At 54.4% G+C, this 12374-nt stretch carries 13 protein-coding genes; 12 read left to right on the top strand and 1 reads right to left on the bottom strand.

Translation table 11 applies throughout. From position 1 onward, the window contains the following. Positions 1–92: 92 nt before the first annotated feature. From K239x_RS02870 to K239x_RS02830, 9 genes are all read left to right on the top strand, one after another. Positions 93–2342, top strand: coding sequence for an outer membrane protein assembly factor BamB family protein (locus K239x_RS02870; protein ID WP_419189597.1), 2250 nt, complete (start codon positions 93–95; stop codon positions 2340–2342). A 211-nt stretch (positions 2343–2553) separates the two neighbouring features. Further along, a complete protein-coding gene (locus K239x_RS02865) occupies positions 2554–2955 on the top strand; it encodes a response regulator (protein ID WP_145416166.1) in 402 nt (133 codons plus the stop codon). Between the two features lie 147 nt (positions 2956–3102). Further along, positions 3103–3546: an aspartate 1-decarboxylase gene (gene panD / locus K239x_RS02860; protein ID WP_145416165.1), complete on the top strand. Its 444-nt coding sequence runs from the start codon at positions 3103–3105 to the stop codon at positions 3544–3546. A gap of 4 nt (positions 3547–3550) precedes the next feature. Then, positions 3551–4081 (top strand): DMT family transporter, encoded by a 531-nt coding sequence (locus K239x_RS02855; protein WP_419189596.1) that lies wholly within the window; start codon positions 3551–3553, stop codon positions 4079–4081. A gap of 206 nt (positions 4082–4287) precedes the next feature. After that, on the top strand, positions 4288–4800 hold the full coding sequence (locus K239x_RS02850; protein ID WP_145416164.1) for a 3-hydroxyacyl-ACP dehydratase FabZ family protein: 513 nt from the start codon (positions 4288–4290) through the stop codon (positions 4798–4800). Between the two features lie 77 nt (positions 4801–4877). Further along, positions 4878–5267 (top strand): acyl carrier protein, encoded by a 390-nt coding sequence (locus K239x_RS02845; protein ID WP_145416163.1) that lies wholly within the window; start codon positions 4878–4880, stop codon positions 5265–5267. 220 nt (positions 5268–5487) lie between these two features. Continuing rightward, positions 5488–5994, top strand: a complete 507-nt coding sequence (locus K239x_RS02840) for a 3-hydroxyacyl-ACP dehydratase FabZ family protein (RefSeq protein WP_145416162.1) — start codon at positions 5488–5490, stop codon at positions 5992–5994. A 23-nt stretch (positions 5995–6017) separates the two neighbouring features. Beyond that, entirely contained in the window at positions 6018–7307 is a 1290-nt protein-coding gene (locus K239x_RS02835; protein WP_145422073.1) for a beta-ketoacyl-[acyl-carrier-protein] synthase family protein, read from the top strand. A gap of 63 nt (positions 7308–7370) precedes the next feature. After that, positions 7371–7775: a hypothetical protein gene (locus K239x_RS02830; RefSeq protein ID WP_145416161.1), complete on the top strand. Its 405-nt coding sequence runs from the start codon at positions 7371–7373 to the stop codon at positions 7773–7775. 18 nt (positions 7776–7793) lie between these two features. Here the strand turns inward: K239x_RS02830 and K239x_RS02825 are convergent, their stop codons facing one another. After that, entirely contained in the window at positions 7794–8117 is a 324-nt protein-coding gene (locus K239x_RS02825) for a hypothetical protein (RefSeq protein WP_145416160.1), read from the bottom strand. Positions 8118–8298: 181 nt separating this feature from the next. Between K239x_RS02825 and K239x_RS02820 the strand changes: the two genes are divergently transcribed. The 3 genes from K239x_RS02820 (at position 8299) to K239x_RS02810 (ending at position 12258) form a co-directional block, all read left to right on the top strand. Beyond that, positions 8299–9633: an MBL fold metallo-hydrolase RNA specificity domain-containing protein gene (locus K239x_RS02820; RefSeq protein WP_145416159.1), complete on the top strand. Its 1335-nt coding sequence runs from the start codon at positions 8299–8301 to the stop codon at positions 9631–9633. Positions 9634–9813: 180 nt separating this feature from the next. Next, entirely contained in the window at positions 9814–11058 is a 1245-nt protein-coding gene (locus K239x_RS02815; protein ID WP_145416158.1) for an NAD(P)/FAD-dependent oxidoreductase, read from the top strand. Between the two features lie 63 nt (positions 11059–11121). Continuing rightward, entirely contained in the window at positions 11122–12258 is a 1137-nt protein-coding gene (locus K239x_RS02810; protein ID WP_145416157.1) for an EF-hand domain-containing protein, read from the top strand. Positions 12259–12374 lie beyond the last annotated feature (116 nt).

The raw sequence follows: 12374 nt of genomic DNA, 5'->3' as shown, positions 1-12374 counted from the left end.
CAATTCCGGCCATCAACAATCCGGCCACCAAAACCATTCCGGGCATCTGCCCCCCACCTCCAATCGATCTCTCCCTACTCAATATCAAACCAATGAAACAAGAACTTTCCGCTTGGTCTCTCGTTTTCGGGGCCGCATTTTTGGGCTCGATCGCCACCATGGCTGTGAGCGGTTGCAAACCGCCTGCAAGCACTAACGTCAATCTGTCGACAAACGTGACCGCTACCGCCAGTAATGTGACTGCTAACGGCAGCAACACCACCACGGCCAACAGCAACATCACAACAGGCACCGGCACGCCGATCGAAACCCCCGTGACGACCGCCAACGAATCGTCAGCGCCTTCGACGGAGCCAGTTGCGAATAAGCCTGTTTCAAAAAAGCCTGCATCGATCGAATCGGCTGCTTCCAAAGTCGCCGTCGCTAGCACCGCTGCAGCGACCACATTGGTCGGGATCAATGATTTTGTGGCACCAGAAAAAGTGATCAGCTCCGGTGGCGATTGGCCGCAGTGGGGCGGCACACGCCTAAAGAACAATGTGCCCAACGCCAAAAACATGCCCCTGCAGTGGGACATCGGAAAATTTGATCGCAAGACCGGCGACTGGGACGACTCCAAAGCCGAAAATATTCGCTGGGTCGCCAACTTGGGTAGCCAAACCTACGGCAACCCGGTCGTGTCTGGCGGAAAAGTATTTGTCGGGACCAACAACGGTGCCGGCCACCTGCAGCGTTACCCATCACAAGTTGACTTGGGCTGCTTGTTGGCATTCGACGAAGCCAGCGGCGAATTTCTCTGGCAACACAGCAGCGAAAAACTGATCACCGGCCGAGTTCACGACTGGCCGCTTCAAGGGATTTGCTGTGCTCCATTGGTCGAAGGCGATCGATTGTGGTTCGTCACCAGCCGCGGCGAAGTCCGCTGTTTGGATTCCGATGGATTCTATGACGGCGAAGACGACGGTCCTGTCAAAGACGAAGCGGCCCTGGTTGTCGACATCATGAACGCTGGCCCCACCGCCGCAGCCCACGCGGAAGCCTTGGCTGCCCTGGGTGAAAACAAACTGACCGACGCTGTCAAAGAGATGCTGGCCGAAGCCGGTGAAGAAGTCGATGGGGACGTAAAAGTCGAAGCCGTCACTGCTGGCAAAGTTTGGAAAGCCACTGGCAAGTTCGGTGGTGTCGATCGCACCCTGACGATCAAACAGATGGGACCGCGAATCAACATCTACAAAGCACTTGGTGTCGACGACAAACGCGATGCCGATGTCATCTGGGTCTTCAACATGATGCAAGAACTGGGCACCAGCCAACACAACATGTGTTCTTGCAGCGTGACCAGCTACGGCGACTTGCTGTTCGTCAACACAAGCAATGGACTGGACGAATCACACATCAACCTGCCCGCTCCCAAAGCTCCTTCGTTCTTCTGCATAGACAAGAACACGGGCAAGGTTCTCTGGACAGACGCGTCGCCGGGCGAAAACATTTTGCACGGTCAATGGTCCAGCCCGGCTGTTGCTGAACTGGGAGGTGTCCCACAAGTTCTGTTCGCAGGTGGTGAAGGCATCGTCTACAGTTTCAAAGCTGACGGCGGATCCGACGGCAAAGCAGAACTGCTATGGAAATTCGACGCCAACCCCAAGACCTCTCAGTGGAAACTGGGCGGCGAAGGAACTCGCAACAACATCATCGCGACGCCCGTCGTCTACGAAGGCATGGTTTATGTCGCCGTGGGCCAAGACCCCGAGCATGGTGAAGGCGAAGGCCACCTCTGGTGCATCGACCCGACCAAACGTGGTGACGTGTCGCCGCAACTTGCCATGAAAGTCGAAGGCGACAAACGAACGCCGATCGCTCACAAACGGTTGCAAGCGGTCGAAGAAGAAAAAGGTGAAGTCGCAGTCGACAATCCGAATTCAGCCGTCGTTTGGCACTACAGTTTGTTCGACCAAAACGGTGACGATTCCATCGACTTTGAAGAAGAGATGCATCGAAGCTGTGGAACATGTGCGATCAAAGACGACGTGCTGTACATCGCCGATTTCTCGGGCTTGGTTCACTGTTTGGATGCCAAAGGCAAAGACGGCAAACCGGTCGTTCATTTCACCTACGACATGTTGGCTCAAAGCTGGGGCAGTCCTCTGATCGCTGATGGCCACGTTTTCATCGGTGACGAAGACGGCGACGTGTCGATCTTTGAATTCGGTCCTGACAACAAAGAACCGATGGAAGAAATCAACATGGGCAGTAGTGTCTACAGCACGCCCGTGGCCGCCAACGAAACGATCTACATCAGCACCAAAGACAAGCTGTTTGCGATCGGCAAAGCCAAGGAATAACGGTTGTAACGGCTCGTTGGGACAACATTACCTCGCTGCCGCAGTCTTTCTGGCTGCGGCAGCGTCGTTTGTATGCCGGCCCTATCGATCAGCTAATATGTGTGTAACCTGCATCTCATCTCGTTTACAAACGATCCCTCGATAGACTTGCCTCCCTGGCCTTCAGCGTTATCCTTGCCAGTGGAGTCTTGTTCACCACCCTTTTGATATTATGTCCAAGCTAGTTGTCGACTGTGGAAATTGCGGTCCCGATTTCAATTCCATTCGCCAGATGGTCAAAACAAATTTTGAAGCATCCACGGTGCAAACTCACGGCGCCGAAGACACCATTGAATTGCTGCGCAAGCGAAAGGTTGACTTGATCACCGTCAATCGAAAACTTGATCGTGACTACACCGATGGAATGGAAGTGATCAAACAGATCAAAGCGATCTCAGAGTTCGATTCAATACCGGTGATGCTGGTGACCAACTACGACGAACACCAAGAGTCGGCTATGGAACTGGGCTGCGTTCGCGGGTTTGGCAAACTTGCGATCAATGACGATGCAACCAAAACGTTGCTGGAACCGTACCTCGGAAAAGCCAAAGTCGACTCTGCCCAAAGCCATTAGCGCGTTAAGCCATTTGAGCCCAGAGTCTTTTGAAACCAGAGTCATTTGAATCCCGAGTCACTCAAGGTAAACCACAAAGGCGCGGAGCCACCAAAGATCGCGACCAAACATTTCGCGCTCGATATTTTTCCAAAACCTGATACTTCGATGAACGCATCTTTTCGCAAAATGTTGTCAGCCAAAATTCACCGTGCCACGGTGACCCACGCTGACGTTGACTACGAAGGCAGCATTACGGTGCCACCGGAATTGTTGGCCGCTGCAGGTATGGTTCCCTACGAAGCGGTTTGTGTTTGGAACGTGACGCGTGGCACGCGACTGGAGACTTACACGATCACGGGCCAAGCAGGATCCAGTGACATCTGTGCCAACGGCGCCGCGGCGCATTTGATTCGCCCGGGCGACAAAGTCATCTTGGCGACCTACGGATTTGTCAGCCAAGACGACGTGCCCAAGCATCGGCCACGGTTGGTCTTTGTGGACGAAAAGAATCAGATTCTGCACATCGGTGACGAAGTGGCGGGTCCGCAAAAACGGATCACGCCTCCAAGCGATCTTCCTGGCCGGCTCGACACAGCTACCCAAAGCTAATCGCTTGCCATCACCCAGCCTTATCATCATCGCGGTGCTCATCGGCCTGGCCGCAGGCTGCCTGCTCGGAACCCAGCCCAGCGTGAATGGGCATTTGGGTCAGAATGTTGCTCATCCGCTCCAAGCGTCGCTGATTTCGTTTGGCTCCGGCACGGCCATCTTGCTGGCTCTGTCGTTCGCCACAGGGGCGTTTCCGCCACAATTCACTTCGCCGGCGAGCAGCCTGCCCAGGTGGACGTGGTTGGGTGGGGCGATTGGTGTAGTGATGGTCACGACGTCGCTGATTTTTGTGCCCAAGGTCGGTTCTCTGGCTTGGTTTGCAGCCGTGATGACGGGCCAAACGCTAATCGCAATCTTGCTGGATCATTACGGCTGGCTGGGAAATCCGCGTTCCCCTGCATCGCCACTTCGGGTATTAGGAGCCGTATTGCTAGTCGCTGGCGTGCTTGTCATCGTGCAAGCAAAGCGGATGGAACGGCAAAAGCCGCCGTCCGAAGCAGTGATCAATCCGACAAATCCAGATCCAAATGTTTGACGTCTGAGCGTTTTTGCCAAAACGATCAGTCTGGGCGATCTTTCGCCCCGGGGCCAGCTAGGCGACCCAGGCAAGTACGGTTGAGGGGATTTTTCGGGGAAAGTATCGTATCGGTTGTTCAAGATGCCGTTTCAGGCGTTCGGTCAGTCGATCGGACGCGTTTTCGGTGTCTGACAACGCCATCGGGCCAAGGACTCACCCGGCAAATGAAATACTGTCAAATTGATAAAATCATCGAACTTCAGCCAGGCAAATCGCTGACTGGCCAGAGGACGATGCACGCCGACGAAGAATACTTGGCAGACCACTTTCCGAATTTTGCCGTGATGCCCGGCGTGATGATGTTGGAAGCGTTGCACCAAGCAGCGATCTGGCTGATTCGTACGGGAGACAATTTTCAGAGCCCACTGGTCCTGTTACGAGAAACTCGCGCCGTCAAATTCGGCGACTTCCTCGTGCCCGGCGAAACGCTCGAAGTACAAGCCGAAGCAATCAAACAAGACGGACCACTGACCACCGTCAAAGCGGTTGCCAGAAAAGGCGACCGCGTCACCGTCTCAGCGCGACTGATTCTGGAACGTTGCGGTAGCAATGATCCCGAGCGGATTGGTACAGACGAAGACGTACGTCGACGTAGCAAAAAACAATTTATCGAACTCTTTGGCGAGCAGTTCTTGACCCAGCCAGCTGTCTCGCCAACTGCAACCTCGGCAACTTAAACTGCGTCGATCGACGCGCCGATGTCTTACAAAACAATTTTCAATTCACCCCACGTATCCACGCAAGGATCCTCTCGATGCCACTGACGCAAGACGAAATTTTTTCCAAGGTCCAAGAATCACTTGTCGACGCCTTGGGAGTTGATGATGACGAAGTCAACGCGGAAGCCACTTTGGTGGGTGACCTGGGTGCTGAATCCATCGACTTTTTGGACATCGTTTTCAAATTGGAAAAGGCGTTCAATATCACCATCCCTCGCGAAGAACTTTCGCCCGAAGACATCCTGACCAACAATCAGTATGTCCAAGACGGCAACGTCACCGCGGAAGGTTTGACCGAACTAAAAACTCGCATGCCATGGGCTGACCTTTCCAACTTCGAAAAGAATCCACGGGTCCAAGACTTCGGCAACTTGCTGACCGTCGGCGATCTATGCCGCTACGTCGGTGCCAAGCTGGAAGGCTAAATCAATCGCTTCAACGCGACACTCGACTCTGTCTGGAAAAGAGATCTCGTTGCAAGAGATCTCAGGACGGAAAAGTCGAGCCCAGCGAACCGAAGTCGGTACCGGCGAGCAAACCGCTCGCCGCCAACTCACTTCAAACGCGTCGTGTTTTCAGCAAAAACGCCTAAGCGATCGAATTGGTCGCAATCCCTTGAAGAAATAAAAACTGTGGTAGTGTCGCATGCGTTGGTTTTGGATCGATCGTTTCACTGAATTCGTCAGTGGTTCGCATGCATGCGGACTGAAGAATATCGCTTTGGACGAAGAGTGCATCGACGAATACTGCCCGGGATATCCCATGCTGCCGCCAACGTTGATCATCGAAGGGATGGCACAGCTGGGCGGAATCATGGTGGCCGAGCACTTTCAGTTTGAAAAACGAGTCGTGCTGGCCAAAGTCGGCAAAGCAAAGTTCCATCAACCGCCACGCACCGGCGACCAACTGCTGTACCGTGTCACCATGGACGCTGTCCAAGAAGACGGCGCGACGGTTACAGGAGTCAGTCACTGCGATGGCAAGTTACAAGCGGAGATCGATTTGATGTTCGCGTTCTTGGAACCCGGTCGCTTCACGGATGGACCGCTCTACAAATCTGGCGATCTAAAGTCGATGCTGCAAATGATGCGTTTCTTTCATGTCGCAGTCGATCTGGACGGAAATCCCGTGCCGATTTACACAAACATTTAATCTTGGCACTCAAACGAAGAGACATTGCGATGCGTCGCCGAGTAGTCGTTACGGGAATCGGAATGGTCAACCCAATGGGGCACGATGTTGCTTCGACTTGGGCTGCCCTTCAAGAAGGCAAGAGTGGTGTCGGCTACACGACACTTTTCGATGCCAGTGATTTTCCGACCAAAATCAGTGCCGAAGTCAAAGACTGGGACATCACCCAAGCCGGCGAATCAGCCGAAGCCTGGCAGAAACGTGGCCGTCACACTCGCTTTGCAGCCGGTGCGGCTAAACAAGCGTTTGCCGACAGCGGCGTGCTGGATGTCATCAAAGACCCTACGCGACTGGGAGTGTACCTGGGCAGTGGCGAAGGGAATCAGGATTTCAAAACGTTTAGCCGCATGATGGTTGCGGCGCTCGAAAACGGTGAATACGACGCTGCCAAATTCGTTGCGCGCGGCGTAGAAATCCTTGACCCAATCAACGAACTGGAACAAGAACCCAACATGCCGGCCGCCCACATGGCCGCGCTTTTCAACGCACAGGGTCCCAATTTCAATTGCTTGACTGCCTGCGCCGCAAGCAGCCAAGCGGTCGGCGAAGCGACCGAGATCATCCGCTGCGGCGATGCTGATGTCATGTTGGCCGGTGGCGCCCACAGCATGATTCATCCGTTCGGTGTGACCGGATTTAATCTACTGACAGCCCTGAGCGAAAACAACGACGACCCCACCAAGGCCAGTCGCCCGTTCGACCGACTCCGCGACGGATTCGTTCTCGGCGAAGGCGCCGGCATGGTCATCTTGGAAGAACTGGAATCCGCCAAAGCGCGTGGAGCCCACATCTACGGCGAAGTCGCCGGGTATGGCACGACCGCCGACGCGTACCGGATCACGGATATCCCGCCTGACGGGCACGGTGGAATCGGAGCCATGCGGATGGCAATCGCCGACGCAGGACGGAATACAGAAGACATTGATTACGTCAATGCTCACGGAACCAGCACGACGGTCAACGACAAAGTCGAATCTTTGGCCTGCCGAGAAGTTTTTGGCGAAAACGCTGCCAAGACTCCCGTCAGTTCAACGAAGAGCATGATGGGACACTTGATCGCCGCAGCGGGAGCCACCGAAATGATCGTGTGCCTGATGGCGATGCGCGACAGTGTCTTGCCACCAACCATCAACTACGAAAACCCCGATCCACTTTGCGACTTGGATTACGTTCCGAACGAGGCCCGTCCGGCGAAAGTCAAATACGCGCTGAATAACAGCTTCGGTTTTGGTGGTCAAAACGTGTCGCTTTGTTTAGCGCAGTTTGATGGCTAGGCATCGTTCCTAGCTCGCGGTTTTCTGCGAATCTGAAACCTCTCGACGGGACCACCTGGAACCATGCCAAACTTCACGGATGCGGAACTCGCTGCCTTTCTGGACGAAGCCCTCTCCGCGGTGCGGTGCTCTGAACTGGAGCAGCAACTGCGCGATGACGATCAGCTTCGCAAACGACTGATCGAAGTCCGCGGCCGCGAAACTGCGGGACTTCACACCATCGGCGGCATGTGGCGTCGTGCTCGCGTCTCCTGTCCCGACCGATCCGAGTTGGGACAGTTCGTACTGGGCACTTTGCCAGACGAACACGCCGACTACATTCGGTTTCACTTATACGAAATCGGTTGTCGTTTTTGCCAAGCCAACCTGGATGATTTAAAGGCCGCCAGCGAGCAACCAGAGCAATCATCCACGCGCCGCCAACGCTACTTCCAGACAAGTGCCGGCTACCTCAACGACCAAGGCTAATCAGACGCCATCAGCGACTTAGCTGGCCAGGTGCAACATTCGCTCCAAACGATCCAGCGTCATCACCAAGTCGTTCCACTCGTTGACCACCTCTAACGTCGGCATCGTCTTTGCATCGGACCGGTCAAAACCCTGCTCGCTTACTTGGACCGTTCGTGACAGGACAGAGACGCCCTCTTGGACCGCGCTATCACTCTTGCTTTGCGGCGTGACGCCGTCGGCATCTTCCATCGGCAATACTTGCTGCATCGCTTGGTGCACCGCCCACAACGCAGCACGTCGGCTGGATTCGGCTTGAACAACGCTACGCATGGTGCCGGATTGAACATAATACTTGGACATCGTGAATTCCTTTGGTTTTGAATTGTTTCTGGGTCGCTTACCCCCGCAGTTATGAAATCGCCGGTCCGGTGACAAGTTTGGTCCCAAGTGGCAAAACACAGCCAAAATGCCGTATCTTGGTTCCCATCGGCGGTCCTGCTACCCTTTTCTGATCGCCCCATCGCCCCGCAAAGTCGACGCAATGAAACTGATCCATCACGGTGCCTACGACGGAGTGACCGGCTCGTGTCATGAATTGAGATACGACGACAAAAAAAGCTTGCTGGTCGACTGCGGCATCTTTCAAGGCGACGACGCCAAGAAACACCCCAACCCTGAAATCGAATTTTCGCTCGACCCGATTCAGAGTCTGCTGCTGACACACGTCCATATCGATCACATCGGGCGTGTGCCATATCTATTTGCCGCCGGTTTTGACAAACCGATTTACTGTAGCGAACCGACGGCAAAACTCGTCCCGCTCGTCATTGAAGACGCACTGCGAATTGGATTCACGCGATCGCGACGATTGATCAAAAAGTTCTTGAACTTGATCGATGGCGCGTTAGTTCCTTTGCCTTACGGAAAGTGGCACGCGATCCACGATGGCATCCAGATTCGGCTTAGCCCCGCCGGCCACGTACTGGGATCGACGATTTTTGAAGTCAAACTTCCCAGCAAGAAAATCGTTGTCTTCACAGGCGACATCGGCCCCGGCAACGACCCACTCCTCAAGAAACCCGTCAGTCCTCCCCAAGCCGACTTGCTGGTGATGGAAAGCACTTACGGCGACAAGCTGCACGAAACGACCGACGATCGCGAAGCACACCTAGAGAAGGTCATTCGCCACACGCTCGAAGACTTGGGCGTGACGATCATTCCGGCTTTCTCACTGGGACGCACGCAGTCACTGCTGTACGAACTGAACCGCATCTTTGAACGAGTCCAAAAGGCCCAAGGTAGCACGCTGCTAAAACGAATCGATGTCATTGTCGATTCACCACTGGCATCACGCTTCACCGAACTTTACAAGGAGATGTCGGACTACTGGAGGATCGAAGCCCAACACCATGTCAGCACCAAAGAACAGCCTCTCGTCTTCGAAAACCTAGTCACCGTCGGCGATCACCGCGAACACAAATCGACTTTGGATTACTTGGCCAAGCATGAATTGCCTGCGATTGTGATCGCGGGAAGCGGTATGTGTACGGGCGGCCGAGTCGTCAACTATCTGAAGCGTTTCTTATCGGACAAACGTACCGACGTTGTTTTCGTCGGCTACCAAGCGAGCGGCACACCGGGACATCACCTCGTGCGTGGCAGCCAATGGGTCCGCCTGCAAGGTCGCAAACACGATGTTGCCGCAGACATCCATCGTATCAGCGGCTATTCCGCGCATGCGGACCAAGCCGGATTGATCGACTTCGTCGCGTCGATGGATGAACCACCCAAACAGATCCGACTCGTTCACGGCGACTACCGCCCCAAACGCATCCTTCGAGAAAAGTTGACCGCGATGGGTTACGACGTCGACTGATCGGAAAGCAAAATCTCGCGCTGCCTTTACGCGTTACCGTAGCGAATATCAATCACAATAGGTAAGCGGATTTACAGCATTCCATTGCGCCCGTGGCCAGCGGCTGAGGTAGAAATCTGCAACGGTCAGTTAACGCGCGAGCCCTGAACACTTCCAACAGCCAAACTAGGAACCTTCAAGTTGTCCAACAACACAAGCGATGTCATCATCATCGGAGCAGGCCTTGCCGGTCTCACTTGCGCCGCCCAACTGACCCAGGCCGGTCGTTCCGTTGTCGTACTGGAAGCAACCGATCGCGTGGGCGGGCGAGTCCGCACCGATGCTGTAGACGGCTACACGATGGACCACGGGTTCCAAGTCTTGCTGACCGCCTATCCGGCTTGCCAAAAAATATTGGATTACCCTGCCCTGCGTCTGCAGAAATTCGATCCTGGCGCATTGGTACGAAATAAGGGGCGATTCGCATTCCTGGGCGACCCCTGGCGCCAACCCAGCAAAGCAATCCAAACGGCGTTCAGTCCCATCGGATCGTTGGGCGACAAACTGAAGATTGCCAAACTACGTGCCGCCAGCAATCGTGGAACGCTTGACGACTTGTATGGTCGCGCTGATCAAACAACGATCGACCGATTGCAACGCGATGGCTTCAGCTCCGAAATAATCGACCAGTTCTTTCGCCCGTTTTTGGGTGGCGTTTTCTTGGACGAATCACTGACGACCTCTAGCCGAATGCTGGAGTTTGTTTTTCGCATGTTTGCTGCGGGCGACATTACTGTGCCCGCCGATGGCATGGGCGCTATTCCTCGGCAGATCGCCGAGAGTCTTCCCCGCGGCACACTGCGACTGCAAACGACAGTGGCATCCCTGTCCGATCAATCCGTTACGCTGACCAACGGCGACACGCTGACCGGCAAGAATGTCGTGGTCGCAACCGAGTCGTCAGCAGCCGCCAAGTTGCTGGGCTCCGAGCCGATGGATACTCAGTGGAATTCCGCCACCACAGTTTACTACGCAACCGACAAACGGCCTGATGATCGCAAATCTCTCATCCTGCGTGGTGATGAAAGCGGTCCTGTGCAGACCGCTGTTGTGCTAAGCAATATTGCGCCGCAGTACGCACCCGCGGGAAAATCGCTGGTCAGTGTCAGCGTTTCAGGAACCAATCAAGATGATGAAATCGATTTACTGGATCAATTGATTCGCCAGCAACTTTCCAGTTGGTTCGGGGACGACGTCAACGCTTGGACGCGTCTGAGAACCTATCGCATTCCCTACGGGCTGCCGAAAACCTGTCTTAACTCAGTCCAAAAACCGGTGACGGCAACTGATGGCGTCTTCGTATGCGGCGACCACATGGAAACCCCCAGCATTCAAGGCGCGATGAACAGCGGACTCCGTGTCGCTTCAGAAATCTTGCTTCTTTAGCATCCATTTGTCAAAGCAACCACACACGACTGCTGACCTTCCTACTCCAAAAGGAGAAAGCACATGTGCCAACAACCATTCGCATCCAAATCCCTGATTGTCTCTGCCTTGCTGCTTTGCATGGTCGCGAGGGCGCCCGCGCAGTCGACCAGCCAAGATGACGAAAAAGTCGACATGTTTTCACTTGAACTAATCGCGAGCGACTTAAGTGTTGCGGTTCGTGAGATGACCATACATGACCCGGACGAAGACGGATTCATTGACGCCAAGGAACAAGAGACCCTGAAGTGGCGTGACTTGGTCAAGGACTATGACATAAACAAAGACGGCAAACTGACTCATTTGGAGCTAGCGATCCGGCAAGCGAAACTACGCCACGACGCGGATGTCACAGCGGAAGACTTGAGCAACGTCAGAGTTTTTCTTCGTCGCCACGACAAGAATCGAAACGGACAACTAGACCCCAAAGAAATTGAGCGGGGTTGGCCAAGCAACCCCAAGGATTTCGACACCGACAAGAACGGCATCATCAGCTCCGAAGAAATGTCTCGGCAATTCGCGTTCATGCGAGGCCTCAGACGCGAAATGGGGATCGAGTCGATCGATCAAGCGGGCGCCTTTCAGATTGCGCAACAATTCGACAAGAACAATGACAACCTTTTGGATATTGAAGAACGGGCGGCGGCGCGACTTCCGCTTGCTGCTGGACCTTTTGACCACGACGGTGATGAGCGACTGAGTGTGATGGAAATCGCAACGATGCTTGCGAAACACCGGCTTGACCTAGGCCTGACGGTGCCCGACCAAGAGAAATTCCGCTACTTGATGTCGCGTGACTTTAACCACGATGGCGAACTAGCAGAGAGCGAATTGAATCCACGTGGCGAAGTCATGCCGCAGCAATACGTCGAGTTCGACAAAGACAAGAATGGCAAGATCACCGTCAAAGAAATCGAGTCGCGTTTGGCCGCCATACGAAAGGACCGCGGCTTCGGCCCGGCACAATTTCAACTTGCGACTCGGATGATCACGCGGCATGACACTAATCGCAGCAAGCATATCGAAGCGTCCGAATTCCACGACAAGGCTGCCAAGGGAAAGCTATCGAAAGAGGTTCTTCCCATTGCGGATCTGAACAAAGACGGACGTGTCGGCATCGACGAACTTTCCCGCTACTTACTGAAATACCCACAGGAGTAAGACGCATCGGCGAACAAAGGGCCAGGAACCGAATCGGCAAAGCCAAAACCATCGTCAAGCGAATTGCAGCACGCAAAGTACCCGTTCGCAGCGCATCCGTTCGAACGAGACATCGG

This window comes from Stieleria marina, assembly GCA_007741555.1.
Classification (GTDB): Bacteria; Planctomycetota; Planctomycetia; order Pirellulales; family Pirellulaceae; genus K23-9.
This window is presented reverse-complemented; position numbering and strand designations above follow the sequence as displayed.